We start from the raw sequence: 26010 nt of genomic DNA on the forward strand, positions 1-26010 counted from the left end.
TTGCCCTCCGAATTGTGGCAGGGGCTGAACACGCACACTGATTAGCAAAGTTCAATTTCAATCAATCAATAATATTCTCAAGCCCATAAACAAGGTCTTTTCTTGTCATTACATCGCGTACTGCCATTAGGATACCTGGCATAAAGCTATTACGGTCGAATGAGTCATGGCGGATTGTCAGCAGTTCCCCTTCGCCCCCGAGTAGCACCTGCTGATGCGCAAGTAATCCCGGTAGTCTAATGCTATGGATTTTCATTCCTTCAACATCTGCACCACGTGCGCCCGCCTGATGCTCCTGCTCCTCTGGATGTCCTTGTAGATGCGGTTCCCTTACCGCTGTAATCATTTCAGCAGTTTTCACTGCCGTTCCTGATGGTGCATCCAGTTTTCGATCATGGTGCATTTCAAGTATTTCAACATCCCCAAGATAGCGTGCTGCCATGACGGAGAATTTCATCATCAGTACCGCACCGATAGAGAAATTCGGTGCAATAATTCCACCGATTTGCGCTGAAGCCGACAATTCAGTTAAAATTAAAATTTGTTCTTTCGTTAGGCCAGATGTTCCAACAACTGGACGAATGCCAAGTTCGATTGCTTCTTTCACATTTATGAAAACAGCATCCGGATCTGTCACGTCGAGCAGAACATCCGGCTGTGTATCAGCTGCCAAATCGGCGAGTGATGTGTAAAACCGAACCCCCACAGGCTCTTCAGTAATCATTGAATTATGTAAATACAATCCTTCAAATTTATAATCAAGTGCAGCTACTACTTCCATATCAGGTGCTGCTGTTATCGCTTGAAGTGCCGCACTTCCCATTCGTCCTCGTACTCCTGCAATTGCAACTTTTAACATTATAATTCCTCCTTTTTTGTCCATCGATCAGCATCGCGCTGTTTGAATTTATGAACGACAGTCGTCAATGCTTTCTCTAAGCTAATCCCTTGTGAATTAGCAAAACAGACAAGCACAAAAAACAAATCTCCCGTTTCTTCTTCAAGTGAGCGAACTGCCTCACTAGACTTTTTCTTTTTCATCCCGTATACATGCTGCACTTCCCTCGACAATTCACCTAGCTCCTCAGTTAAGCGGGCGAGCAATTCCATTGGCGGAAAGTAGCCTTCTTTAAAACTGTTTATGTACAAATCGACTTCCTGTTGTAACGTTTCCAACGATTTTGATGACTCCATTCGTCTCAACTCCCCCTCCTATCGTATAAATTAACGCCACTATTGTCAAAATATAAAATATGGCTGATAATAATCTTAGCTCTAACTTAATTCAGATGAGTTTATTATCTCTCAAAAAATAATAAGAAATATGCAGGGTGTGCAGATAATTTATTGTGGCTAAATCTGAATTAAGTTAAGCCTCCGGCGGATGTCATAGATTTTGTAAGGAATCAATTGTGCACGCACAATTCAAAATCTAGACGCAAATACGCCGAGGCGTATTTGAATTAAGAAAGGTGTGCAGTACATGCTTGACGGAATCAAAGTAAAAAATATTTTTTTCATAATACTCGGTGCTGCCATCTTCAGTTTTGGTCTTGTCCACTTTAATATCCAAAACGAACTTGCCGAAGGTGGGTTTACAGGGATTACACTTATTTTGTTATTCGCATTCAATTGGGACCCCGCTATTATGAACCTTGTGCTCAATATTCCGATGTTCATTATCGGATGGAGATTACTAGGGAAAAGGGTATTCATCTATACTGTTATCGGAACAGTTGCGGTGTCAGTCTTTATCAAAATCTTTATGATTTATCAGATTGATGTCCATCTAAAAGATGATCTTTTCCTTGTCGCTTTGTTTGCCGGTGTGTTTATCGGAATTGGGCTCGGTATTATTTTTAGATACGGCGGCACAACAGGCGGTGTAGATATTATCGCACGTCTTGCTCATAAATACATGGGTTGGAGCATGGGAAAGACGATGTTTTTATTTGATGCAGTCGTTATACTCGTTTCCTGGGCAGTCTATTTGGATCATCGTTCGATGATGTATACACTTGTAGCTTTGTTTGTCGGTGCCCGCGTCATTGACTTTGTACAGGAGGGTGCTTATGCAGCAAGAGGCGCTTTTATCATTTCTGAATCACAAGATGAAATTGCCGCAAAAATTGCAGTAGAAATGGATCGCGGCGTTACTGTCTTAAGAGGCTACGGTCATTATACAAAGGCGAATCGAGAAGTTTTATACTGCGTTGTTGGCAGAAACGAAGTGATGCGCTTAAAAAACATCATCACTTCCATCGATCCACACGCATTCGTCTCACTCATCGATTCCTATGATGTCATGGGTGAAGGCTTTACGCTAGATGACCAGAAGCGTCCGCTTGAACGATAACTAAAAATTGTATTAAAAAATCCGTCTCTCAGCAATTGAGGACGGATTTTTTGTAGGTTTAGTCTCTATTTGTAAAAATCATCAACAGACGAACCAATTCAAGAACGGCTACTGCCGCCGCCGCAACATATGTCATCGCTGCTGCACTTAGCACTTTCTTAGCATGTGGTTCTTCTTCATTACGAATAATATTTAACTCCACGATTTGATTCATTGCGCGAGTCGATGCATTGAATTCCACTGGTAATGTCACAAGTTGAAACACAACCCCAACCGCAAGCAACGCAATCCCAATTCCAAGTAAAGAGTTCATGCTTGAGAAGATAATCCCAATCATAATGAATACCCAAGATGCATTAGACGTAAGGCTTGCCACTGGTGCTAAACGGTGACGGAAACGAAGATACGAATACGCCTCCTTATCTTGAATCGCGTGGCCGACCTCATGTGCTGCGATAGCAGTGCCCGCAACAGATGCTTCGTGATAGTTATGAGATGATAATGCAACAATTTTCGTCATTGGGTTGTAGTGATCACTCAAAAAGCCTTGGCTTTCTACAACTTTCACATTTTGCAAACCATTATAATCCAAAATTCGTCGAGCAACTTCTGCTCCCGTCATTCCTGATGTTGAACGGACTTTTGAATACTTTTTATACGTACTTTTTACTTTAAATTGAGCGTAAAGTGGCAAAATAATAATTGCCGCTAAGTATATCCAAAACATAATCGACTTCCTCCCCTTTTCTCTATATCAAGCAGGCCTTGGCATAATTGCGTCCATTTTTTGAGTTTGCCCGAAAAGCTCCCCTAAAAATCCGTCACATCCGCCGGAGGCTTTATCTGGATTCAGCCGGAGTTTAGACTCACACTGAATGATTTTTTTGCATTCATCCCGACACTTAAGGACGTGGGGACTTCTGTAGCTGACGCTTCGCTTTCAGTACAAAACAATTTGCTGAATTCAGATAAACCTATTCTATAACGGACGAACAACGACTGCAAACATTTCACTTTGACAATATAGTAGTTGCTACTCTTTTCCTCCATACCCAACAAGCAAGTAATATACAAGCTATGGATAACCAGAACGTGAAATAGCCAATTTGATTCATATATTTCATCAAATCACCGTAGATAGGCATTTGGCCAAATACATAATCGATGACATCATTATGAAGTGTCCAAACTGCCGCAATCATAATGTGGACAAAGCTGAAACGATACAGCGAGCTGTACAGTACAGCTTGAACAGCCATCGCAAAATGCGATCCGACAAGCATCCAGCCCACCCAGCTCAATTCACCTGTTTCAATCAGCGTCAATATATTCATAACGACTGCCCATAAGCCATACTTAACGAGCGTAATGATTGCAAGCGCTTCTATTAGTTTAAAATTGCGTCCGATGAGCCAACCAATAATAGTAAGTGTAAAAAACAAGCTCGCTGTTGGACTATCCGGAACAAATATCCAAAACTTTGGCTCAGTCACTTCCAATTGCCACATATACCAGTCATAGCCATACACAGTACCGAGCAAGTTTACAAATAACAAAATCCAAAGAAATGATTTATGTGAAAGTATAAGCCAAACCCGCTGTAACAATAAACCCATAGACATCTCTCCACTCATTTGCGCCTCGGCGTAATTACGTCCAGAGGCTTTTATATGTATACAAAAAAGAGTCAGTTTCCTGACTCTTTTTAAATACTTCTCTTACTCGCTTTTCAATTCTGCAATAAATTCAGCAAGCACTTGAAGTTCTTCCTCTGTTCCCTCAAATGATCCAGCAGGCATATCCCCTTGACCATCGTGAACAATTGTAGTAATTTCTTCAGCTGTTAAACCAGTGTTTATTAATGTCGGACCAAGTGCACCTTGGAACGCATCGCCGTGACACTGGATACATGATGCTCCTGCATAGATTTGATACCCTTCAGACTCTGTATCAAATTGAACTTCTGCCCTAATCGCACCTAGCTCTGCTTGCTTTTCCCAGTCATGGTTCACAACAGATTCCCATGTTAAGTAGAACAAAGCAGCAAATGATAGTAGCATAAATGCTGTTGGAAGTGGACGTTTGAATGGACGACGTTCTTTCGACGTATCCATAAATGGTACAAGCATCAATGCACCAAATGCTAGTCCTGGCATAACAAGTGCTCCAATAATATTATAAGGTCCGGAAGCAAATTCATACTTCAGTAACTGATACATGGAAAGGAAGTACCAGTCTGGAACCGGCGTATACATCGTATCCGTTGGGTCCGCTTGACGTTCTAGCGGAGACGGATGAGCAACCGTTAATATTAAATATCCGATTAAGAAAACGGCACCAATCATCCATTCCTTCAAAAGGAAGTTTGGCCAAAAAGCTTCTGTTTTCCCCGGATATTCCGAGTAATCTTTCGGGACGTTCGGCATCTTGTTCGTAGCCTTAATGCGCGAATCTCCGACAAATTTCATCCCTTTTCCGCGTTGCATGGTGTCCCCTCCTTTACTATCTCTTTAAAATCCTCTTCCCTCTTATAGAGGTCCAGAAATACCTTGTCTTCTGATCATGATAAAGTGTGCTGCAAGCAACCCAAGCAAAGCAGCTGGTAGGAAGAATACATGAATCGCAAAGAAGCGAGTCAATGTTTGTGCACCAAGAATCGTTGAATCTCCTGCAAGCAGAATTTTAATCGATTCTCCAATGAATGGAACAGAAGCTGCAATTTCAATTCCTACTTTCGTAGCGAATAAAGCTTTCATATCCCATGGCAATAAATAACCTGTGAAACCGAGTCCAAGCATAACCATAAAGATTAATACCCCAACAACCCAGTTTAGTTCACGTGGTTTCTTATAAGAACCTGTGAAGAAGACACGCAACGTATGTAGGAACATCATAACGATAACAAGTGACGCCCCCCAATGGTGCATCCCACGCACAATCTCACCGAATGCTACTTCGTTTTGAAGGTAATAAACGGATTTCCATGCATTTTCAATATCCGGTGTATAGTACATTGTAAGGAACATACCGGATAGAATTTGGATAACCGTGACGAAAAACGTCAGTCCTCCGAAACAATAGATGAATGCAGAAAAGTGATGTGCAGGGTTTACGTGCTCAGGTACTTCGTGGTCGGCAATATCACGCCATATCGGGGTGATATCCAACCGTTCGTCAACCCAATCATAAATTTTATTTAGCACTTCGGTCGTACCCCCTTACAATTTTAAACTAATGTGTTCGGTTTTATTAATCCAAGATACACGAATCCATCTACGATACTCACTTCAAACTCGTCAAGAGGTCCTGTCGGTGGAGTTCCTGGTACGTTATTACCATCTTTCGTGTAACGTCCTGCGTGACATGGACAGAAGAACAAGTCAGGGTGCTTTTCGTCACCAGCCCAGTTCACCGTACACCCAAGGTGCTTACAGACAGGAGAAAGCGCAATGACTTTATCGCCTTCTTTATAAACCCAAGCAGCGTTTGATACGTCAGATTTATACCAAGCATCTTTTCGATCTTTAATTGTGAAGTCGACACGAACTGGCGTATCTGTAAGGTCGGCCACTTTTTGCGATGTTGGAATGAAATCTCCACCTGTCGATTCTTGCAAGACTGGGTCAATCGCAAAACGAATCATCGGCATCAGCATTGCAGAAGCCATAAATCCACCAGTTCCCATAAGTGTGTAACTCATGAATTGGCGTCTTGACACTTTGTTGCTCATCATTTTCCCTCCTCTTACTTAAAGGTCAGTCCAACGGACATATTGTTTGCTAATTGTAATACTAGGACATATCTATGATATATCAATACTAAAGGAAATTCAATCATGCTTTCTCTACAGATGTAAGATTGTGAACAAAAATCGAATTTTATCTTCGTTCAGCAAAAAACCTCGCTGAACGAAGATAAAAATCCGGACGCAATTACGCTAAAGAGTAATTGATTATTACTGAGACCACTTCTCAGTAAACCTTGGCAGTACTTGACGAAGCTGATCTTCAATGATTGTTTGACGCAATTGTGGGTCCATGCTCTCTAGTGGAATCGACGGTAACCAAATGACTTCGCCACCCGTTTCAATGCTTGTCCACGCTGAATCTGTTGTCAAGAAAAACACATGTTTAAAGGAGGTTGCTGTAACATCTTTCGAGATTGTTGTTGCCATTGCTTGCAAATCCATCGACTGTGTATAGGCAAATGGAGGCATTAGCATCATACGCCCTTTAAACTGCGTTTCGATAAATGTCGTAAGATGCATCAGGAACTCTGAAGATGACGTACTATTTTTCATCGCTTCAGGCTCGGTTTCCACTTTTAAAAGCGGTACAATTAACGTATCAATATACTCTTTTTGTTGCAAATATGTATCCATATCCTTCGCTGTCCAATTCATGATAAAAAACCTCCAAAAAAATACTAAAGGACTCCATCAAGGAAGGATGGAACTTTATCCTTCCCCAATAAGATGGAGTCTTCAATCCTTCGATACCTTCAAATCATTCAGCATAGCAGATAGTACAAGGAATCTATCTCGATCATTGGCATCTAAAGCTTCGTCAACTCTCTTCATCAAGGTGTCCACCGTTGCAAAGGCGACACTTTCTTCCAGCAATTGCTGGGCAATTTTCCGATCACTTTCGCTCACTTGCAAATAGGCGGGGAGAAATGGATTCTCTTCACGAACACTCGCATACTGCGGGCAAGCATGACTGTTTGGAAAATTAAGTTGGATATACATATTATCCTCTGGGTGAAGTCTCAAATCATGAAATGATTTTTCGGCATCAGCAGTCATCAAATTTCCTTTATAAAAGCGGAATGGAATACTTTCCGACCCCGTTGTAGACATCACCATCGCACGGGGGCAATAATGTGCTTCATCTGTAAAGTGTACATTGTGCAGAAGGTGATCATGGCTAAGAAGATAATTCAATATCCACACACATTCACGGCGCTTCAATTTGTACTGCTTTAAGAACCAGCGAACGAAATCCTTTTTAGCAGCAACAGGAATCATGGCCGTCATGTCACACCTCCTCGTCATTTTGTGCTTCCAGATAAGCTCTCCAATACTCATTTTCAGGAAGAAGATTGACCAATTCCTTTACAACAACAAGCGCTTCTTTCCGTTTTCCTTCTTCCAATAGGAAATTAGCGAAGCTTTCAAGAAACCCGTGATCTTCCTTCATTCCAACATATGCCTTACTATAGGATACGTATGCATCTTCGTATTGTTCCTCACGTTCATAGGCATAAGCAAGAAAAGCATTTAGCAAAGCATGATCATCCCACTCCTCTTTCGTATCTGAAAGGAGCTCAAACAGCTTCGTATCTTCTTCTCTTTCATTATACAATGAAGCAAGTGTAATAAGTGCCTCCATATACTCAGGGTCTAAGGCAAGTGCTTCAAATAAATGCTCTTCCGCTTCTTCAGGCAAGCCAAGTTTTAAAGCCGATTTCCCCGCGGCTAAGCGAAGCTCTTTTTCAAACTCATCTCTTCGAATCCCATCTTTGAACATAGCATATGCTTTTCGGTCTTCCCCCATCACTGATAAGGACTGTCCTGCTAGCATATAAGCCGAAAAGTAATCCGGATCCATGTCGATTAAGTTGGTCAAATGGATAACGGCTCGTTCTGCATTACCACTTTGGAAATAGGCAAATGCAGCCCCGAACAACGTATCAGGCATCACTTGCTCTTCTAGCATTTCCTCATAATAAGGAATTGCTTCTTCGTAAGCTGCACCTGCACTATAAGTCTCCGCGAGCCTAGCCAATATGCTTATCCCACCGATTTCATCTGTTTCCTCATGCAAATCCAAATATAAACGGACTGCCTCTGCATATTTACCTGCATCGAGGAGTAGCTCTGCATAAGCAAAGCGGATAACCGGCTCATAAGGCACAAGTGTATGTGCTTCCTGAATTTTAGACAATGCTGCCTCTGCCATCCCAGACATTTGATAATAGTCAGCTAGTGCCAACAGTGCCTGCACATACTCTTCATCATCTGGACCAACATCTGTCAGTAAAAGGAGCGCCTCATCTTCTTCACCTAGTTCAAGCAACGTACTTGCACGGTCGATTTTAAGCTGCGCTTCATCTGGCAAATGAAGAAGCAATGTCTCATAAATGCGATCTGCCTCACCCATGAAACCATAATCTGCAAGCAATCCCGCCGCTTCGTATAGCATATCGAAATCCGTCGACTCGCTTAACTGATCGATGAGACGACCTAAAGCGTCTACATCGCCTTCCTGAATATATCTTTCAACTTGCTGTAACTGTCCCATATGTTCACCTGTTCTTTCACATTATATACATTCGCTATTATCCTTGACTGTGAATAGGAAAGGCAAGTTTTTCGAGGTCATTGAAAAAAGTAGGATACGAAATATTAATGCACGCAGGATCTTCAATACTAACGGGACCCGATGCCACTAGTGCTGCAATCCCTGCCATCATGCCGATACGATGATCGCCATATGAGGACAATGTGCCACCTGACAGCGCAGTTGGCCCATGAATAATCATACCGTCTTCCGTCTCTTCGATTTTTGCACCCAGCTTCTTTAACTCTGTCGTGACCGCTGTAATGCGGTCCGTTTCTTTAACACGCAGCTCAGCTGCATCTTTAATAACTGTCACACCTTGTGCTTGCGTTGCCAGTAATGCGATGACTGGTAACTCATCAATCAGTCTTGGAATGAGATCACCGCTAATTTCTGTTCCTTGCAATCCATCATGTGAAATCGTTACCGTACCGTATGGTTCACCAGGTCCATCCGATTGCTTAACAATATCAATCTTCGTGCCCATCGCTCGCAAAACGTCCAAAATGCCCGTTCTTGTTTGATTAAGCCCTACGTCCTTGAACGTGACAGAACTGCCTCTAACCATCGCTGCCGCTGCCATAAAAAATGCCGCTGACGAAATATCACCCGGTACACGAACCGCCGTCCCGCTAAGGATACTGCCGCCCTTAACCGAAACTTTGTTGCCTTCCTTACGAACCGGCACTCCAAATTGCTCAAGCATCCGTTCTGTATGATCACGCGACACAGTTTGCTCGCTGACTGACGTTTCACCTTCTGCCGTTAGTCCGGCAAAAAGAATGGCTGATTTTATTTGTGCACTGGCGATAGGCATGTCATAGTCAATAGCAGTTAAAGTACCACCTTTAATAGTTAAAGGTAACAGATTACTACTCTCAGATTCGCCTTCAATTGACGCCCCCATCGACTTTAGCGGCAATGACACTCGATTCATCGGGCGTTTCGACAAGTATTCATCGCCCGTTAGAACGGAAGTTACTTGTGAAGCAGCCAATATACCAAGTATAAGTCGCGCCGTCGTCCCCGAATTACCCGCATATAAATTGCCAGTTGGCTGTTTCCAACCATACATCCCTGGGCTTTCCACGGTTACATCTGTACCATTTCTATCAATGGAGACACCTAGTTGTTTGAATATATCAATCGTTCGCAAGCAATCTTCACCGTCTAGAAATCCTGTTATGGACGTTGTTCCTTTGGCAATAGAGCCAAGCATAACAGCACGGTGTGAAATCGATTTATCACCAGGCACTGTAATTTCACCTTGCAATACTGGTTTGTCAAACGCTACTTTTTTCGTTTCCACCAAAAAGATCCCTCCTAATCAAATACGCCTCGGCGTATTTGCCGTCCAAATTTTGAATTGCGCGAGCGCAATTAACTCCTTTCAAAATTTGTGACATCCGCCGGAGGCTTTAACTTTATTCAGCAAGGAATTGCCCCCAACTGAATTGACTACACTTTTTTGCAAACACTCGCCACCTATAAAGATTGTAGACGATTGCTGAATGAAGTTAAACAATTTGCATACTATAATCCATCGCTTTAGACAGTGCAGTTTTGGCACGCTCTCGGTCATCAGCACTTTGGAAGCTAATAACCAAAATACCGAAGACGTCTGTGCGTGTTTCGACAATGCGAATATTCGTCAAGCTAATTCGTTCATCAGCTAGTATTTTTGTAATTTCTGAAATAATACCCGGGTGGTCAGGAATATCGATATGCAGATCAAATGTTGTGTAAAACGCACCCTGTGAAGCAATAGGCAAGTCATCTCGATATTTCTTTGCTCCAGCAAAGTAATCATAGATTTCAGCAGGATCATTTGATACTAGCATATCCCGTACATTGCTCATTTCTTCCAACCAACCATCCAATTGCTTTAACAGCTCTACCCTATTTTGCGTCGTAATGTCGCGCCACATAACAGGGTCTGCTGAAGCGATGCGCGTTAAATCACGGAAACCGCCCGCCGCCAATTTATTAATGAAAGGCTGTTGCTGTTGCGCTGACAGTCGCCCAACAAGGGACGATGCGACGAGATGTGGGAAATGACTGACAACAGCCGTCATACGATCATGTTCTTCCGCCTCCAACACGACAACCTTGCCCTTTGTTGGTACCAGTAATTGACGTAGACGTTCTACCTTATTACTAGCAGTTTGTGTAGCTGGTGTTAATATGTAATACGCATTTTCAAACAAATGTCCTTTAGCAGCCGTTACGCCACTTTTATGAGATCCCGTCATCGGATGCCCCCCAATGAACGTAATTCCACGGTCGAGCAACGCTTTAGCAGCTTCCATGATCGGACCTTTTGTACTACCAGTATCGGTCATAATGACATCTTCTTTTAGCGCCCAGTTCACTGCCTGCCGCATCATCTCAACTGTCGTATTGACAGGCGTAGCGAAAATAATCACATCGGCCTGCTCACATGCATTATCAATGGATGTAGCAATCGTATCAATGATCCCTCTACGGAATGCCTGATCTAATGTGCTAAACGAGCGGTCATAGCCTGTTATTTCTACATCAGGGTCTCGTTTCAAAGCAAGCCCAAGAGACCCCCCTATCAGGCCAAGCCCGATAATTGTAACCTGTAGTTTCATGTTGCCGAACCCTCTACGACTAACAATGTATCAAACGCAGCGAAGAAATCACTGTTTTGTTGCTCTGTTCCAATCGTCACACGGACATAACCGGGTGTTCCAAGCGCATTGCCACTTCTGATGATAAAACCTTGCTGCAATAATTGCTCTGCCGCTTGGTCTGCATCACCTGGCACTTTTAGTAAAACAAAATTCGTTTGGGAATCAAAAATATGCAAGTTTTTGTCTGCCGCATATTGTGTAAAACGTTGCCGCTGTTCATGATTGACCTGACGGCAATGGTCGATGAAGGCTTGATCTGCCAATGCTTTCTCTGCAACCGCAAGTCCCATTGAGTTATTATTGAATGGACTTCTCACTTTATTAAGATTCGTAATAACCTCAGGCTGACCAATTGCATAACCAATTCTAAATGCGGCTAGTCCATAAGCTTTGGAAAATGTCCGTAGAATAATAATATTCGGGAAACTTTCTAACCACGTAACCGAGTCAACATGATTAGCCGCAGTAATATATTCAAAATAAGCCTCATCTAGAACAACAAGAACCGTTTCAGGCACTTTTTCAAGGAAGGCCTTTAACTGATCACTTGGGAGCAAATTACCTGTTGGGTTATTCGGATTACAGACCCAAATGACAGATGTTTCGCTATCAATCGCTCGGACAAAACCATCTAAATCATGCTGGCCATCCTTCAAAGGTATTTGTCTAATCTCCGCACCTTCAATTTTCGCATTATGTGCGTATTGCGGGAAGGTCGTTGACGCCATAATCGTGTTCGTTCCCTTGCCAAGTAGCGCTCTTGCAATAATCATAATGATTTCGTCCGAACCATTACCGAATAACAATGCATCCTCACTGACACCATGTTTAGCGGCAACCTTACTACGCAATGAACTTGCATAACCATCCGGATAAATTTCATGCAAAATAGCATCCGTTGCGATAAATTCTTTGACAGATGGCGAACAGCCATAAGGATTTTCGTTTGATGCAAGCTTGACGACTTCCTTCAATCCATAAAGGCGCGTCACTTCTTCAATTGATCTTCCTGGTTTATAAGGGTTCATCCCTTCAAGTGCTGGTTTCCAGTTCATCTTAATCCCTCCGGTGCACAATTTATTTTTGTAAATCAGGTCGCAACTTTACAGCTTCATTTTGATAAATATGTTTAACAGAGCGCTGTGGGGTATCCGTATTCACGTGCATCAACGCTCTGACGCAAAGTGGCATTGCACCCGGTACGTCCATCTCGTGCGTACACATTACAGGAACATAGGTCCATCCCTCAATCGTACGAACCGCTTTCGCTGGAAAAGCGGATGTCACATCTTTCGTAGTAGAAATTAGAACCGAAATAATATCTTCGGGTGAAATGCTGTTCGCTTGTGCCATTTCAACGACCAATGCTTCCGTCGCTGCAAGCACCGTTTGCTCATCATCTTGTTCAACAGTCGTTGCCCCTCGTAATCCCCTAACCGTCATCTTGCCCTATCCCCTTCCACACGTCGCCTCAATTGTTCAAAAGCTTCCTCACACTGCTCTTTTGACAGTTCCTTAACAAATGGATTGCCTACACCATCCAGCAACACAAAATTTAACTTTCCAAAAGAAACTTTTTTATCTTTTTCCATGAAATTCATAAATATTTCGAATGTATGATCATAAACCGGTTGGAAGGTATAGCCCTGCTGGCACGCAAATGTGATGAAACGGGTCGTCAATTGCTCATCAACGGCTCCGTGCTGCTCACTCAAAATAAGGCTATATGCCATACCAATCATCACGGACTCCCCGTGGCTTAAGCCTCCAAACCCACATGCCGCTTCCACTGCATGGCCAAATGTATGGCCAAAATTGAGGTACTTCCTTGTTGATTGTTCAAATTCATCTTCCGCCACAATTTTTGCTTTAACCTCAATGCCTTTTAACAGTTCGGAAGATAGCCAATCAATAGCAGGCTGCGCGAATGTAGGATTAGACAATAATTCATCTGCCCACTCTTCGTTCGATATGAGAGCGTGCTTCAATAATTCTGCCATGCCTGACCGCATTTCTTTCGCTGGTAATGTTGTGAAAAGTGACGTATCAAAGAGTACACCCGATGGTTGATGAAATGAGCCGACCATATTTTTTCCTTCTGGCATATTAATAGCCGTTTTCCCTCCAACTGCACTATCATGAGCCAAAATCGTTGTCGGGCATTGAAGGAAACGAATTCCCCGCATAAACGTTGCTGCGACGAACCCCGCTAAGTCACCACAAGCACCGCCACCAAATGCAATAATAAGTGAATCTCGTGTAAATTTTTTCTGTAGTAGAAACGACAAACAGTCAACATAAACAGCGGGGCTTTTACAGTTTTCCCCTGCTGGAACCTTTTTAACGACTATTTCACGCCCCGTAAATGCCAATGCTTCTTGAAGAAGTGGTAAATGGATTGCTGCAACTTGTTCATCTGCTAGAATAGCGATGCGATCTACGCTAGCAAAAAGCTCCGCATACTCCGTGGCAAACAGCTGATACGTCTGTTGACCGATATGGACATCATATTCATGATTTTTAATGTTGACCGTCAGCCTTCCCATCATTAAAACTCCTTCACATAGCGTCTGTAGTCTGAAATTTCCTTTTTAAGTCCATCTATCGTATCTGAACGGAACTCTTCCATAATTGCTTTTGCCATCTCAGTTGCGATGACATGCTCCGCTACGACCGAAGCCGCTGGCACTGCACAAGGATCTGAGCGCTCAATTGTCGCAACAAACGCTTCTTTCGTATCGATATCCACACTTTCAAGTGGCTTATACAAGGTTGGAATCGGCTTCATAACCCCTCTAACAACGATCGGCATACCCGTCGTCATGCCGCCCTCAAGCCCACCTAAACGGTTGGATTTACGAGTATAGCCCTGTTCCTCACTCCAAGCAATTTCATCATGCACTTGACTACCTGGCATTTTCGCCATGTCAAACCCAAGTCCAATCTCGACACCTTTAAAGGCATTGATGCTCATCATCGCTCCTGCAAGCTTACCGTCCATTTTTCGATCAAATTGAACATAGCTTCCAATGCCCGGAGGACACCCTTCAATAATCACTTCTACGACACCACCAACCGTGTCTCCACGACCTTTCGCATCGTCGATAGCCTGTACCATCCGTTCGGATGCCTCAGGGTCTGCACAGTAGACAGGGTCGTCCTCAATGATGCTACGGAGCTCCTGCGTCCCTTTTCCTGCATATGTATCTGGATTTGTAGTGACACCGCCAATGTCTGTTACATGGGCAACCGTTTCGATACCCAATTCACGAAGAAACTGCTTGGCCACTGCACCAATTGCTACACGCATGGTCGTTTCACGAGCAGATGACCGTTCCAGCACATTGCGTAAATCGCGGTGGCCGTACTTCATCCCCCCCACAAGATCCGCATGACCTGGTCTCGGCCTTGTAATCTGCCTTTTCACATCCTCCGGCTTTACATCCTCCGGCAATGGTTCAACGCCCATAATAGATGTCCAATGCTTCCAATCGTCATTGACTACTGTCAATGTCACCGGCGAACCTAATGTCTTACCATGACGCACACCTGACGAAATAATAACCTGATCTTTTTCGATTTGCATCCGTCGTCCCCGACCGTGTCCTCCTTGCCGTCTTGCCAGTTCTCCATTAATCATTTCAGTCGTCAATCCCATTTGGGCAGGTAGGCCCTCTATAATCGCCGTCAATTGTGGACCATGTGATTCTCCTGCTGTGAAATACCTCATTTCATTTTCCCCCTCCAACTATCTGTTTTATAGCACTTTACCAGAGTAAAGTCCGTTTGACTATATGTTTATATGAAAAATATCCGGAAAGTTATCCGGATATTAATCAATTACGCCAAGGCGTAATTGAATCAGCAGTGAACTTCTGTATCTGACACTTCGCTTTCAGTACAAAAATATTGGCTGATTCAAGTTATTATATTTTCCTGTAAAAGAACGTATCCTCGGACTCGAAACCATACTTAGCTGGATTGAATATTTGTTCGGTACTTCCAACAAAAAGAATCCCACCGGTTTTTAACGACTTGGAGAAGTTCATGTAAATCTGATCTTTTGCTTCCTCTGTAAAATAAATCATGACATTACGACAAACAATTAAATCAAAACCGGTATCATAACGGTCTTCCAATAAATTTTGCTGTTTAAAAGTGACCGTTTTTTTGATTTCATCTTTGACCTGATAAAAATGACCTTCATTGTTAAAATACTGTTTCACAATTGGTGCTGGTACTTCCTTCAACGCCCTCTCAGGATAAAGACCAACCTTTGCTCGCTCAATGACACCCAAATCGAGATCGGTCGCTAGGATGGAAATATCACGCATTGGAACATGCGAGGATAGCACCATCGCCAATGAATACGGCTCTTCTCCAGTTGAACAGGCAGCACTCCAAATTTTCAGTTTTTTGTTTCGTTCCAGTAGCTTCGGGAAAATCTTTTTTTCAAGAACATCCCATCGTTGGGCATTCCGGTAAAATTCAGAGACGTTTATCGTCATCCGATCAAGAAATTCTTCCAGTAATTCCTTATCACTATGTATCGCATCGAAATAATCCTTAAAATTTCGATAGCCCTTTTTCTCATAAAGAGATGTGAGCCTTCTTTTCATTTGGGCTTCTTTATAGAGTGATAAATCGATACCCGTCTTCTTTTTAATATTTTCAATAAATATAGCATAATCCGGCAATGTAACCCCTCCCGTTCATACGTTCTTTCCATTATAGCTGATTGGAGGCAATTACGGAATAACAAAAACAGCCGAGCACGAATGCAAGGCTGCTTTTCTTCAATTACGACTCAGCGTAATTGAAAGTTAGATTAGTTAATCCAGTTATTCAATGTTTTATCGTAAGAAACAAGCTCTTCTTCTTTGAAGAAAAGACCGATTTCGCGAACTGCTGATTCTGGTGCATCAGAACCATGAATAATGTTTTTACCGACAGTAACTGCGAAATCACCACGGATTGTTCCAGGTGCAGATTCTTTCGGATTTGTAGCTCCCGTCATTAGACGACCAACGGAGATAACGTTTTCACCTTCCCACACCATTGCAAATACAGGACCTGAAGTGATGAACTCAACAAGCTCACCAAAGAATGGACGCTCCTTATGCTCACCGTAATGCTGTGCAGCAAGCTCAGGTGTAATTTGCATAAGTTTAGCACCTACAAGTTTGAATCCTTTGCTTTCAAAACGTCCCACGATTTCACCGATTAGATTACGTTGTACGCCGTCAGGCTTAACCATTAAAAATGTTCTTTCCATTTATAAACACTCCCTCTTATATGTATCCGGATTTCTCCTTGTCGATCGTACCATCTGATGCTATATCTTTCAACTAAAACCTGAATCAATTGAATAAGGTTGATTAGTACTTACGTTTACCGATGAATTCAGCGATTTGCACAAATGCTTTTTTTGCGTCACCTTTGGGCAAATCATCTAATTCGCGGAGCGCTTTCTGTAAATATAAATCGCTCACCTCTTGCGCTTTTTCAATCGCATCTGTTCCCCGGATATAGGATAACATTTCATCACGCTCAGATTCGGTTAAAGTCCCGTTAAACGAGCGCTCCATATACGGTTGGAATACAGGATCATTTTTTATGTATAAAATAGGCAATGTCAAATGCCCGTTCAATAAATCACTACCAGCTGGTTTTCCAAGTTGTTCGTCCGTTGAGGTAATATCTAGAATATCATCTACAATTTGAAAGGCCATTCCTGCATAATAACCAAAACGACGCATTTTCCCAACAACTACAGAATCTGCTCCCGAAGCAAGAGCACCTAATTCACAGCTAGATGACAATAACAATGCAGTCTTCCGTTTAATACGACGTAAATAGTCACGAATAGTTTGATTTGTCTTGCGCTGGTGATCAATCTGAATGATTTCACCTTTGCAAATTTCAAGCATCGTCTCTGCGAGTAGCTGATGAACTGCTGGCAACTCAATTTCACCGATAGATGTCAGCGCACGAGAAAAAATGAAATCTCCCGTATACATCGCAATTCGATTATCCCAACGAGCCTTGACAGTCTCAAAGCCACGACGCATATCTGAATCGTCAATGACATCATCATGGACAAGCGAAGCCATATGGACAAGTTCGAGAGAGACAGCGACCTTTGACACATCCTTCAATGAATATGTACCGAATTTAGATGCGAGGATTACAAATATTGGCCGTATTCTCTTTCCACCAGCACGTAATAAGTGCAATGAAGCTTTCTGAATAATTGGGGAAGATGAATTGACGGAGCGCTCAAGTTCCTTTTCTATATAAGCGATATCCTTGCGAAAATCGCTATAAAGTGTCATTAACTTCAATTTCTCCAAAACGATTACCTTCCCCTGCGGTCTTTATTGTTTAAATCCTACGTGGCCTGCCGCCGCACCACCGCTATATGATTTATAAGAAACTGTTGTAAACCCTGCATCTGTAAATAACTGCGCAAGCTGCTTCATCCCTGGAAAATCGTCCGCAGACTCTTGCAACCAAGAATATTCCTTGTAGCTCTTCGCAAATATTTTCCCAAATACAGGCATTATGAATTTGAAATAGAATTTGAATAACTGCCTATAAACCGGGATTTCAGTTTGTGATGTTTCCAAGCAAGTAATCATACCACCCGGTTTGAGTACACGATTCATCTCTTTCAACACAGTCAAATAGTCCGGTACATTTCGCAATCCAAAACCGATTGTCACATAATCAAATGAATGATCTGGGAAAGGTAAAGCCATTGCATTTCCTTGTGTCAGCACAACATTTGAGTAATTCTTTGTTTTAGATCGTCCCACCTCTAGCATACCTTCACTAAAATCAAGTCCAGTTACATGACCCGTAGCTCCGGTTGCATCAGCCAATGCAATCGTCCAATCTGCCGTCCCACAACAAACGTCTAATATTTGGGCTCCTTCACGAACGTTCATCCGCACCATAATATCATCTCGCCATTTTTTATGTTGATTAAAACTAATAATGGAATTCATCTTATCGTAATCGACGGATACTTTTTCGAAGACTTTATGAACCTTTTGTTCTTTAGGTGTTTCCAAGAGTCATACCCCTTTTCTGTCAAATACGCCTCAATTTGGTTTTCCAAGAAGAGGTAATGCTAATTTGCGGATTTCCTCTTGTAAAAACGGCTCTAAAAAATCGGCGGCCTGAAGTACATCCCGCAATTCAGCATGTAATTGAAGTGCTACTTCACTTGAAGTCAACGCCACATCCTCCTTTTCCATCCAAAGAAGTGGCAATACTATATTGGCCAGCTTTGCATACTGCGAAAAACCGAATGTATGTAAAAAATCTGTAATGCATCCTGCTTCAATAATTCGGATAGCCTCCACTAATCGTGCGGGCTCATCTGGCACTTTTAGGTGAAGTGCTGTCTTCACCTCGTTAATATGCCCAATCGTTCGCGATAATGATTGAATGAAGTCCAATTTTGGAATTGAAGCAAGAAGCCGATAATGAATACCACTGTAATGATCGCCTGATAACACTGTCAGCTGTTGTTGTTTAGATGTCGCATCCGACACATCAATTGCATCATGCGCATCAAACGCAGCATGTACGGCGCCCACCGCGATAGCTGCTGTATGGACATGATCCGTCCACCTCTCGCCGTTCAACAACGGAAGCAGGAGGAAGAATGCCTTAGCAGCGTCAATCGGTAACCGCCCTACGTCCCTGTCCACAATCGGTTCTGAAAGCGAATGTTCGACATCATTTATATAGTTTTCGATATGCTGTTTAATTTTTTGTCTTTCCATCTTCGGATCTCCATTCAAAGACGTCTCCGGAAGAGTGTGTCGCGAAAGAATTATTCCTTCCCTTCGCTTGACACAACACCATATGCCGTATGAACGTCGGCTTTGCCGCGTATTTTCATCGCTGACGTATGTTCAGTGAACTGGGCAATCATCACTTCACCACGATCCAATTTTTCCGTATGGTGAAACTTCGTATCATTGCCTCTCGTCAATCCGATGACATTCACGCCGTCCTCTTGCGCTTTAATAACAATATAGTCAGGTTGTGTCATACTATACCTCTCCTGTCTGTTATATACTGCCCCATCATATCACAATAAAGGCTTTGCCCGCAAAGGCGTTAAGTCATTTTAATAAGTGATAGAATTTCAGCTCGTTTTACATCGTCTTGCTCATAGATGCCTCGTGCCACCGTCGTCACCGTTTTTGCACCCGGTTTCTTAATGCCACGCATCGTCATACACATATGCTCCGCCTCGATCACGACATAAACACCAATCGGATTCAACATGTCCATCATCGCTTCGGCTACCGTCGATGTAATTCTTTCTTGTAACTGCGGTCTTCTTGCAGTAGTTTCGACTGCTCTTGCCAATTTACTTAGTCCGGCAACAACACCGTCACGTGGTATGTATGCAATATGGGCATGGCCGAAAAACGGCACAAGATGATGTTCACACATCGAGTGAAATGCTATGTCTTTAACAAGTACAACTTCATCGTGATTTTCATGAAACACTGTTTTGAAATAATCTTTTGGATCTTTGTTTAAACCCTCAAATACTTCGGCATACATTTTCGCAACCCGTTTCGGAGTATCGATCAGACCTTCACGTTCCGGATTTTCACCGATCGCTTCAAGGATCATTGTAACTGCCTTCTCTATCTTCCCATAATCGACATCATTCATCGTACAAATCCTCCTCAATTGTGTCCAGATTTTGAATCGAACTTGTGCCCACAAGATGCAGGTACGCAACTGTGATCGCACGACGCGGCGAACTTAGGTTGCTTTTCCTTTACCTTCAAAATCTGTGACATCCGCCGGTGGCATTAGCTAAATTGAGATAAAGCTATTCCATCAAAAATAGTAGCACACTCCTACATTTCCGTACAGTTCTCATGCTTCCCTTTACGCTGATTATGACGAAAAAGGAAAGAAGCCCGACCAAAGTATCTGATAACCAGATACGCCGGACGGACTTCTATGTAAGCTTGATGATTATTTTACCGCGTCTTTAAGCGCTTTACCCGCTTTGAAAGCAGGAACTTTGCTTGCAGCGATATCAATTTCTTCCCCAGATTGTGGGTTACGTCCTTTACGAGCTGCACGCTCACGAACTTCGAAATTTCCGAAACCGATCAATTGTACTTTCTCACCCTTTGCAAGAGTAGATTGGATCGTTTCGAATACAGCTTCAACAGCTTTTGTAGCATCTTTCTTCGTTAGACCTGCTGCCTCAGCTACAGAGTTAATCAATTCTGTTTTATTCACACCATTCACCTCCTCTCAAAAGGAAATCACAACCAATTACGCACCGGCCTAATTGTATACGGATTTTGAATCGAGCTGGCTCGATAAACTTCTTTCAAAATCCGTGACATCCGCCGGAGACCTCATTAGGTAGGAATTGAATTTCATTCCTCCTTGATGAGCTTCAATACTGTAAAAAGAGTATCACAACAAAAACCATGACGCAACAATATTATCATTGTTTTCCTATTATCATGCACTTTATCCGTAAAAAAGCAGAAAAAGATCCGTTTTTGACGGATCTTCTCTCACAATAAGTTAATATCAAACGATGAATGTAATCATGCCTTTATTACCATCATTGACCATTTGTTCGATTGTTTCACGTAGGCGTTTTCGTGCATTTTGCGGTACGGAGGCTGTTTTAAAACGAATACTTTCCTTCATTACCTCATGAAGTGGTGTCCCGAAAAGTTGCGTATCCCACAATGCCTCTCTGTCATGTAAATAAGCATTTTTCAATTCTTTTAACAGATGATGACTGTGAAATTCGGAGCCAATTAAAGGGGAAAATTCCGCCTCCATATCGACCCGAATAATATGAAGTGATGGGGCTGTCGCCTTCATGCGAACACCAAAAAAATTATTTTGTTTGATTAATTCCGGAGCGGAAGGATTGAAATCCTCAATCGTTGGAAGAGCAACACCATAGCCTTGTTTTCGAGCAGTATCAATCGCTTCCGCATACATATTATGGGATTTCTTCGCTTTGGCAGCTTCTTTCACAAATAATAGCCAATCTTTTTTCGTACCTATTTCCTGCCCCATAATATTCTCACAAATTTCACGAAAAGCCTGCTCATCCATGTCAATTTTTACGATGGCTCTGCCTTTTCCAGCATCCACTTCAATTACTTCAGCGTTTCTCACATACTTTTCATCCTTGAGTCGCTCGGCAAGTTCCTGTACTTTACGAATTTTGGATACTTCAAGAAAGCCCTCATTGATGACCCTATCAATGTTAGCATTCAATTCATGCTCGCTTCCGAGCACATCCATCCAATCTGGCTTTTCGAGATCAATATCTGTAATTGGAAATTCGTAAAGTGCTTCTTTTAAAATGAGCTGTATTTCCTGTGCGTTGAGCTGGTCTGCACTAATAGCAATCACAGGCACACCATACGTCTCATGCAGTTGATTTTTCAACACGACGGTCCGTTCATTGGCCGGCATCTTGGAGTTCAAAACAATCACAAACGGCTTACCAATGTCTTTTAATTTGTTAATGATCTCTACTTCAGCGACTTCAGCTGCAGCTCGTGGAATATTATTAACTGTGCCGTCCGTTGTCACAAGAATACCAATGGTTGAATGATCACGAATCACTTTATCCGTTCCAATGCGCGCTGCCTCTTCAAAAGGAATCGGCTCATTATGCCATGGCGTATGAACATACTTCGGACCGTCCTCGTCTTCATAGCCCTTCACTCCGTCAATGACATAGCCGACACAATCAGCAAGTCGGATTTGGAATTTCAACTCGCCATCCCCTACAGCAACCGTCGTGCCTTGTGCAGGCACAAACTTCGGTTCTGAAGTCATAATGATAGGTCCTGGTGAGCTTTGCGGCAGTTCATCCTGTGCACGAATCCGATCAGACGCCTCCGTCATATTCGGAATGACGACTTCTTCCATTACCCTTTTCACAAATGTAGATTTCCCGACACGAACAGGGCCGACAACACCAATGTAAATATCACCGTCTGTACGTCTAGCTAGACTTTCATACAATTCTTCTTTCAAACCATCGCCCTCCTTTTCTGCGCATATTAGTTTATGTATAAAAAAAACGTTTCATGCGCGAAGCATGAAACGTTTTTTACTTTAATCAGCAAGGGGGTCCCCAGCTCGTGTTTGAGTTATTTCAACTTCTTCATAAAGACAGGCTCGTTATCTTCATTCACTGTGTAAGGCAATGAATACGCCGGTAACACAGGATAGTTATCAGCCAGTAAATAGCGGATATCTTCTCCTACTTTCACATCTGGCTGCTGTTCCTTTAATATTCGATTGAGATCAATCGAGTAGTCAACGTAAAATACTCCATCCCCCCCGACGACAATCGGCAAAAAGGTGTCTGAGTAAGGGCTTGGAACTGTTGGTTGTTCCTTGAAGCCCATCGCTTTATAATCAACCGCATATACATTTTCACCAACAGATTCATTAAATGGTACATAGCCATTAATATTTTTACGCAAATTCAATTCTCGAATTCGTTCTGCTGAACGTAAATCGACTAGTTTGACTGTTGGATTTTCTTCCACATCAGTCAGTACATATTGATAAACACCACCTGTTTCATAGCTATTGGCAGGTAGCTTTTCTGTGTAGGCGGGTACAATTTTAGAAAACTCAATTGGGTATTTAATATAAATATCTGTATCCAGATCTTTCGTTTTAATCGGTAACATGCCTCCAGAGCCTTCTCGGAAAGCGTCAACTGCTTTTTGAACAGTCTCCAACTGATCCGCATAGGGAGTCACTTGGGTTACTTTTTCATCATCAGGTAACATACAGCCCGAAAGAACTAGCATTATAGAAGCGAATAAGGTGACCATTTTTATTTTCACTGTCAACTTCATTATGCTCCTCCTGTCGGGCCATTAAATACGAGGTACACCATTGCAAAAAATGAAAAGATAAGTAAAGCGTACGCAATAATAGCAAATATAAATTTAAGTATTTTATTTTTAATCTTATGTCGGCTCACATAAATAAGACCCATGGAAATTGCCATGAATCCCATCGCATAAAAAGACAGCCACATTTTATCCATCGAGGACAAGATAAGTTCCCCCTTTCATCAATTTCGCCTTGGCGTAATTGAGTCCAGATTTTTTCGAGCCTGCTCGAAAAGCTCCCCTAAAAAATCTGTGACATCCGCCGGAGGCTTTAACTTAATTTAGCAGGGGTTTGAACTCCTGCTGAATTAAGTTAAAAATTACTGTGAATCAAACAAATCTTCAACTTCTTGCTTTTTCATCCGTGTCATTAGATGATCGACCGCTTCCTTCGGTGGGACGTTTTCGAAGACAATCGAATAGAGCGCCTCCGTGAGCGGCATAGACACTTCATGGAGCGCCGCCAGCTGGTGAGCTGCCTTCGCTGTTCTAACGCCTTCGATGACCATCCCCATGCCTGATACGACATCCTCGAGACTATTTCCCTGTCCGAGCATATTGCCTGCCTTCCAGTTACGTGAATGTACGCTTGTACACGTCACAATTAGATCACCAAGACCTGTTAAACCCGAAAACGTTAAAGGATTGGCCCCCATCTTCATACCTAGTCTTGAAATTTCTGCCAAGCCACGTGTTATAAGAGCCGCTTTGGCATTATCTCCATAGCCAAGTCCATCAGAAATACCTGCTGCTAATGCGATGACATTTTTAAGTGCCGCGCCAATTTCAACACCTACAATATCGGAATTTGTATAGACGCGGAAATAATGATTCATGAATATGTCTTGCACACGCTCTGCTGCCGCCAAATCGACAGAGGCAGCCGTCACTGTCGTTGGGTGTCTAAGGACAACTTCCTCCGCGTGACTAGGGCCTGAGAGCGCTACAATCGCACGCACTTTGTCAGATGCTAGCTCTTCCGCAATCATTTCAGATATTCGCTTCAAGGAATCCGGTTCAATCCCTTTTGAGACATGTACGATGATTTTCTTTCCAACAAGCATTGTATTCAATTCAGCACATACTTCTCGGATTCCTTTTGTTGGGACAGCAATGATGACGATATCGCCATGCATCGCTGCCTCTTTCAGGTCAGAAGTTGCCTTTAAAGTAATTGGCAAAGCAGCTCCTGGTAAATATGCATGATTCGTATGCAAGTCATTAATTTCAGCAGACTGAGTGTCACGCCTGGCCCATAATAAGCAGTCATGACCGTTTTCAGCAAGAACAAAGGCAATTGCCGTTCCCCAGCTTCCAGCGCCAATAACAGTTACTTTCTCCATTCCATACATCCTTTCTTAGGAAATCATTATTAACTTCTTGCGCGGGTAATGAGTCGAATTGGTGTTCCTTCGAAGCCAAACGATTCCCGAAGACGGTTTTGTAAAAAACGTTCGTAGGAGAAGTGCATAATTTCAGGCTCATTGACAAAAACAACAAACGTTGGCGGCTTGACCGCAACTTGTGTTGCATAGTAAATACGCAATCGACGACCTTTTTCTGAAGGGGCCGGGTTTCTTGCAACGGCATCTTCTATTACTTCATTCAAGACACTCGATTGAATACGAAGTGAATGGTTTTCACTAATCTGTTTGACCTTATCGAACAAAGTTGTAACGCGCTGTCTTGTTTTTGCAGACACAAACGAAATCGGTGCGTAGTCAAGAAATTGGAAATTGTCACGAATATCAGCAATATACTTATTCATCGTCTTATCATCTTTTTCAACGGTATCCCATTTATTGACGACAAACATGACACCTTTCCCTGCATCCTCGGCATAGCCTGCAATTCGTTTGTCCATTTCACGAATGCCTTCTTCTCCATTGATAACAATTAGAACGACGTCAGATCGGTCTATAGCTTTTAATGCGCGTAGAACAGCATACTTCTCTACATTTTCATAGACCTTTCCTTTTTTACGCATCCCAGCTGTATCAATAATTTTGTATTTTTGTCCATCATATTCATAGGAAGTATCAATGGCATCTACGGTTGTTCCAGGTATATTACTAACAATTACACGTTCCTCACCTAAAAACGCATTGACGAGTGAGGATTTCCCGACATTTGGTCGACCGATTAATGAAAAACGGATGACGTCATCTTCAATCGGTTCAGCACCTGGTTCCGGGAAGCTTTTAGCTACTTCATCAAGTAAATCACCAAGTCCAAGTCCATGAGATCCCGAAATCGGATACGGATCACCAAAGCCAAGTGAATAGAAGTCGTAAATCATATCCCGCATGTCAGGATTATCAATTTTATTGACAGCAAGTACGACAGGTTTTTTTGTTTTGTATAAAATTCTTGCTACCTGCTCATCTGCATCCGTTACGCCTTCACGACCATTTACAAGAAAAATAATAACGTCAGCTTCATCAATTGCAATTTCTGCCTGTGAACGGATTTGCTCTAGAAAAGGCTCGTCCCCAATATCGATTCCACCGGTGTCAATCAAATTGAAGTCGTGGTTCAGCCAATCTGCTGAGCTATAAATACGGTCACGCGTAACACCCGCAACATCTTCTACAATCGAAATTCGTTCTCCAACGATTCGGTTAAAAATTGTCGATTTCCCGACGTTTGGTCTTCCGACAATCGCCACTGTTGGTTTAGTCATAATCATACATCCTTCCAGCTTA

Annotated in this window: 30 protein-coding genes; 1 reads left to right on the forward strand and 29 read right to left on the reverse strand. The window is 42.5% G+C overall.

What is annotated here, in order from left to right:
• Positions 1 to 61 precede the first annotated feature (61 nt).
• Both dapB and R2B77_RS07630 read right to left on the reverse strand, forming a co-directional pair.
• The gene (gene dapB, locus R2B77_RS07625) at positions 62 to 862 is read right to left on the reverse strand and encodes a 4-hydroxy-tetrahydrodipicolinate reductase (RefSeq protein WP_322555674.1); all 801 of its coding nucleotides are present in this window, start codon (positions 860 to 862) and stop codon (positions 62 to 64) included.
• A complete protein-coding gene (locus R2B77_RS07630; RefSeq protein WP_203246479.1) occupies positions 859 to 1194 on the reverse strand; it encodes a nucleotide pyrophosphohydrolase in 336 nt (111 codons plus the stop codon). Before R2B77_RS07630 ends, dapB begins: the two co-directional genes overlap by 4 nt.
• 289 nt (positions 1195 to 1483) lie before the next feature.
• Here R2B77_RS07630 and R2B77_RS07635 point away from each other — a divergent pair, with 289 nt between their 5' ends.
• Positions 1484 to 2356 carry a YitT family protein gene (locus R2B77_RS07635; protein WP_203246478.1) on the forward strand — a complete coding sequence of 291 codons (873 nt, stop codon included), beginning with the start codon at positions 1484 to 1486 and terminating at the stop codon, positions 2354 to 2356.
• A gap of 58 nt (positions 2357 to 2414) precedes the next feature.
• Here R2B77_RS07635 and R2B77_RS07640 read toward each other — a convergent pair whose 3' ends face one another.
• The 27 genes from R2B77_RS07640 to der all read right to left on the reverse strand — a co-directional run bounded on the left by R2B77_RS07640 (position 2415) and on the right by der (position 25988).
• A complete protein-coding gene (locus tag R2B77_RS07640; RefSeq protein ID WP_203246477.1) occupies positions 2415 to 3083 on the reverse strand; it encodes a zinc metallopeptidase in 669 nt (222 codons plus the stop codon).
• Between the two features lie 283 nt (positions 3084 to 3366).
• Entirely contained in the window at positions 3367 to 3972 is a 606-nt protein-coding gene (locus R2B77_RS07645; protein WP_203246476.1) for a DUF1405 domain-containing protein, read from the reverse strand.
• Positions 3973 to 4074: 102 nt separating this feature from the next.
• Entirely contained in the window at positions 4075 to 4842 is a 768-nt protein-coding gene (locus tag R2B77_RS07650; protein ID WP_203246475.1) for a menaquinol-cytochrome c reductase cytochrome b/c subunit, read from the reverse strand.
• Positions 4843 to 4884: 42 nt separating this feature from the next.
• Complete coding sequence (gene qcrB, locus R2B77_RS07655; RefSeq protein ID WP_203246474.1) at positions 4885 to 5559, reverse strand: menaquinol-cytochrome c reductase cytochrome b subunit; 675 nt, start codon at positions 5557 to 5559, stop codon at positions 4885 to 4887.
• Between the two features lie 23 nt (positions 5560 to 5582).
• Entirely contained in the window at positions 5583 to 6089 is a 507-nt protein-coding gene (locus R2B77_RS07660) for a QcrA and Rieske domain-containing protein (protein ID WP_203246473.1), read from the reverse strand.
• A gap of 222 nt (positions 6090 to 6311) precedes the next feature.
• Complete coding sequence (locus R2B77_RS07665; RefSeq protein WP_203246472.1) at positions 6312 to 6758, reverse strand: DUF2487 family protein; 447 nt, start codon at positions 6756 to 6758, stop codon at positions 6312 to 6314.
• A gap of 81 nt (positions 6759 to 6839) precedes the next feature.
• Positions 6840 to 7391: a ReoY family proteolytic degradation factor gene (locus tag R2B77_RS07670; RefSeq protein WP_203246471.1), complete on the reverse strand. Its 552-nt coding sequence runs from the start codon at positions 7389 to 7391 to the stop codon at positions 6840 to 6842.
• 1 nt (position 7392) lies between these two features.
• On the reverse strand, positions 7393 to 8658 hold the full coding sequence (locus tag R2B77_RS07675) for a tetratricopeptide repeat protein (RefSeq protein WP_203246470.1): 1266 nt from the start codon (positions 8656 to 8658) through the stop codon (positions 7393 to 7395).
• A gap of 37 nt (positions 8659 to 8695) precedes the next feature.
• Positions 8696 to 10006 (reverse strand): 3-phosphoshikimate 1-carboxyvinyltransferase, encoded by a 1311-nt coding sequence (gene aroA, locus R2B77_RS07680; RefSeq protein WP_203246469.1) that lies wholly within the window; start codon positions 10004 to 10006, stop codon positions 8696 to 8698.
• A 208-nt stretch (positions 10007 to 10214) separates the two neighbouring features.
• Positions 10215 to 11312 (reverse strand): prephenate dehydrogenase, encoded by a 1098-nt coding sequence (locus R2B77_RS07685; protein ID WP_203246468.1) that lies wholly within the window; start codon positions 11310 to 11312, stop codon positions 10215 to 10217.
• Positions 11309 to 12409 carry a histidinol-phosphate transaminase gene (hisC, locus tag R2B77_RS07690; RefSeq protein ID WP_203246467.1) on the reverse strand — a complete coding sequence of 367 codons (1101 nt, stop codon included), beginning with the start codon at positions 12407 to 12409 and terminating at the stop codon, positions 11309 to 11311. Before hisC ends, R2B77_RS07685 begins: the two co-directional genes overlap by 4 nt.
• Positions 12410 to 12431: 22 nt before the next feature.
• Positions 12432 to 12797 carry a chorismate mutase gene (aroH, locus tag R2B77_RS07695; RefSeq protein ID WP_203246466.1) on the reverse strand — a complete coding sequence of 122 codons (366 nt, stop codon included), beginning with the start codon at positions 12795 to 12797 and terminating at the stop codon, positions 12432 to 12434.
• Positions 12794 to 13900 carry a 3-dehydroquinate synthase gene (aroB, locus tag R2B77_RS07700; protein WP_203246465.1) on the reverse strand — a complete coding sequence of 369 codons (1107 nt, stop codon included), beginning with the start codon at positions 13898 to 13900 and terminating at the stop codon, positions 12794 to 12796. The genes aroH and aroB overlap by 4 nt, the downstream gene beginning before the upstream one ends.
• A 2-nt stretch (positions 13901 to 13902) precedes the next feature.
• Positions 13903 to 15084, reverse strand: a complete 1182-nt coding sequence (gene aroC / locus R2B77_RS07705) for a chorismate synthase (RefSeq protein WP_203246464.1) — start codon at positions 15082 to 15084, stop codon at positions 13903 to 13905.
• Positions 15085 to 15280: 196 nt separating this feature from the next.
• Positions 15281 to 16051 (reverse strand): CheR family methyltransferase, encoded by a 771-nt coding sequence (locus tag R2B77_RS07710; RefSeq protein ID WP_203246463.1) that lies wholly within the window; start codon positions 16049 to 16051, stop codon positions 15281 to 15283.
• Positions 16052 to 16182: 131 nt separating this feature from the next.
• Positions 16183 to 16629, reverse strand: coding sequence for a nucleoside-diphosphate kinase (ndk, locus tag R2B77_RS07715; RefSeq protein WP_203246462.1), 447 nt, complete (start codon positions 16627 to 16629; stop codon positions 16183 to 16185).
• Between the two features lie 103 nt (positions 16630 to 16732).
• The gene (locus tag R2B77_RS07720; protein ID WP_203246461.1) at positions 16733 to 17707 is read right to left on the reverse strand and encodes a polyprenyl synthetase family protein; all 975 of its coding nucleotides are present in this window, start codon (positions 17705 to 17707) and stop codon (positions 16733 to 16735) included.
• 24 nt (positions 17708 to 17731) lie between these two features.
• On the reverse strand, positions 17732 to 18430 hold the full coding sequence (locus tag R2B77_RS07725) for a demethylmenaquinone methyltransferase (RefSeq protein WP_203246460.1): 699 nt from the start codon (positions 18428 to 18430) through the stop codon (positions 17732 to 17734).
• Between the two features lie 30 nt (positions 18431 to 18460).
• Complete coding sequence (locus R2B77_RS07730; RefSeq protein WP_203246459.1) at positions 18461 to 19150, reverse strand: heptaprenyl diphosphate synthase component 1; 690 nt, start codon at positions 19148 to 19150, stop codon at positions 18461 to 18463.
• A gap of 50 nt (positions 19151 to 19200) precedes the next feature.
• Positions 19201 to 19422, reverse strand: a complete 222-nt coding sequence (gene mtrB / locus R2B77_RS07735; protein WP_203246458.1) for a trp RNA-binding attenuation protein MtrB — start codon at positions 19420 to 19422, stop codon at positions 19201 to 19203.
• Positions 19423 to 19490: 68 nt separating this feature from the next.
• Positions 19491 to 20060 carry a GTP cyclohydrolase I FolE gene (folE, locus tag R2B77_RS07740; protein ID WP_203246457.1) on the reverse strand — a complete coding sequence of 190 codons (570 nt, stop codon included), beginning with the start codon at positions 20058 to 20060 and terminating at the stop codon, positions 19491 to 19493.
• Between the two features lie 312 nt (positions 20061 to 20372).
• Positions 20373 to 20645: an HU family DNA-binding protein gene (locus R2B77_RS07745; protein ID WP_203246456.1), complete on the reverse strand. Its 273-nt coding sequence runs from the start codon at positions 20643 to 20645 to the stop codon at positions 20373 to 20375.
• 303 nt (positions 20646 to 20948) lie between these two features.
• Entirely contained in the window at positions 20949 to 22427 is a 1479-nt protein-coding gene (gene spoIVA / locus R2B77_RS07750; protein ID WP_203246455.1) for a stage IV sporulation protein A, read from the reverse strand.
• 116 nt (positions 22428 to 22543) lie between these two features.
• Positions 22544 to 23266 (reverse strand): hypothetical protein, encoded by a 723-nt coding sequence (locus R2B77_RS07755; RefSeq protein ID WP_203246454.1) that lies wholly within the window; start codon positions 23264 to 23266, stop codon positions 22544 to 22546.
• Positions 23266 to 23460, reverse strand: coding sequence for a DUF2768 domain-containing protein (locus tag R2B77_RS07760; RefSeq protein WP_404830744.1), 195 nt, complete (start codon positions 23458 to 23460; stop codon positions 23266 to 23268). The genes R2B77_RS07755 and R2B77_RS07760 overlap by 1 nt, the downstream gene beginning before the upstream one ends.
• A 165-nt stretch (positions 23461 to 23625) precedes the next feature.
• The gene (locus R2B77_RS07765) at positions 23626 to 24648 is read right to left on the reverse strand and encodes an NAD(P)H-dependent glycerol-3-phosphate dehydrogenase (protein WP_203246452.1); all 1023 of its coding nucleotides are present in this window, start codon (positions 24646 to 24648) and stop codon (positions 23626 to 23628) included.
• 29 nt (positions 24649 to 24677) lie between these two features.
• Entirely contained in the window at positions 24678 to 25988 is a 1311-nt protein-coding gene (gene der / locus R2B77_RS07770) for a ribosome biogenesis GTPase Der (protein ID WP_203246451.1), read from the reverse strand.
• Positions 25989 to 26010: the final 22 nt, after the last annotated feature.

The sequence above is a fragment of the Sporosarcina beigongshangi genome (assembly GCF_033485195.1).
GTDB lineage: Bacteria > Bacillota > Bacilli > Bacillales_A > Planococcaceae > Sporosarcina > Sporosarcina beigongshangi.

Excerpts from the sequence above, each read along its gene's own strand:
- R2B77_RS07630 (WP_203246479.1), bottom strand. The coding sequence starts at position 1,194 with ATGGAGTCATCAAAATCGTTGGAAACGTTACAACAGGAAGTCGATTTG.
- R2B77_RS07635 (WP_203246478.1), top strand. The coding sequence starts at position 1,484 with ATGCTTGACGGAATCAAAGTAAAAAATATTTTTTTCATAATACTCGGT.
- R2B77_RS07640 (WP_203246477.1), bottom strand. The coding sequence starts at position 3,083 with ATGTTTTGGATATACTTAGCGGCAATTATTATTTTGCCACTTTACGCT.
- R2B77_RS07645 (WP_203246476.1), bottom strand. The coding sequence starts at position 3,972 with ATGGGTTTATTGTTACAGCGGGTTTGGCTTATACTTTCACATAAATCA.
- R2B77_RS07650 (WP_203246475.1), bottom strand. The coding sequence starts at position 4,842 with ATGCAACGCGGAAAAGGGATGAAATTTGTCGGAGATTCGCGCATTAAG.
- R2B77_RS07660 (WP_203246473.1), bottom strand. The coding sequence starts at position 6,089 with ATGATGAGCAACAAAGTGTCAAGACGCCAATTCATGAGTTACACACTT.
- R2B77_RS07665 (WP_203246472.1), bottom strand. The coding sequence starts at position 6,758 with ATGAATTGGACAGCGAAGGATATGGATACATATTTGCAACAAAAAGAG.
- R2B77_RS07670 (WP_203246471.1), bottom strand. The coding sequence starts at position 7,391 with ATGACGGCCATGATTCCTGTTGCTGCTAAAAAGGATTTCGTTCGCTGG.
- R2B77_RS07675 (WP_203246470.1), bottom strand. The coding sequence starts at position 8,658 with ATGGGACAGTTACAGCAAGTTGAAAGATATATTCAGGAAGGCGATGTA.
- R2B77_RS07685 (WP_203246468.1), bottom strand. The coding sequence starts at position 11,312 with ATGAAACTACAGGTTACAATTATCGGGCTTGGCCTGATAGGGGGGTCT.
- hisC (WP_203246467.1), bottom strand. The coding sequence starts at position 12,409 with ATGAACTGGAAACCAGCACTTGAAGGGATGAACCCTTATAAACCAGGA.
- aroH (WP_203246466.1), bottom strand. The coding sequence starts at position 12,797 with ATGACGGTTAGGGGATTACGAGGGGCAACGACTGTTGAACAAGATGAT.
- aroB (WP_203246465.1), bottom strand. The coding sequence starts at position 13,900 with ATGGGAAGGCTGACGGTCAACATTAAAAATCATGAATATGATGTCCAT.
- aroC (WP_203246464.1), bottom strand. The coding sequence starts at position 15,084 with ATGAGGTATTTCACAGCAGGAGAATCACATGGTCCACAATTGACGGCG.
- ndk (WP_203246462.1), bottom strand. The coding sequence starts at position 16,629 with ATGGAAAGAACATTTTTAATGGTTAAGCCTGACGGCGTACAACGTAAT.
- R2B77_RS07730 (WP_203246459.1), bottom strand. The coding sequence starts at position 19,150 with ATGGAAAGACAAAAAATTAAACAGCATATCGAAAACTATATAAATGAT.
- mtrB (WP_203246458.1), bottom strand. The coding sequence starts at position 19,422 with ATGACACAACCTGACTATATTGTTATTAAAGCGCAAGAGGACGGCGTG.
- folE (WP_203246457.1), bottom strand. The coding sequence starts at position 20,060 with ATGAATGATGTCGATTATGGGAAGATAGAGAAGGCAGTTACAATGATC.
- R2B77_RS07755 (WP_203246454.1), bottom strand. The coding sequence starts at position 23,266 with ATGAAGTTGACAGTGAAAATAAAAATGGTCACCTTATTCGCTTCTATA.
- R2B77_RS07760 (WP_404830744.1), bottom strand. The coding sequence starts at position 23,460 with ATGGATAAAATGTGGCTGTCTTTTTATGCGATGGGATTCATGGCAATT.
- R2B77_RS07765 (WP_203246452.1), bottom strand. The coding sequence starts at position 24,648 with ATGGAGAAAGTAACTGTTATTGGCGCTGGAAGCTGGGGAACGGCAATT.
- der (WP_203246451.1), bottom strand. The coding sequence starts at position 25,988 with ATGACTAAACCAACAGTGGCGATTGTCGGAAGACCAAACGTCGGGAAA.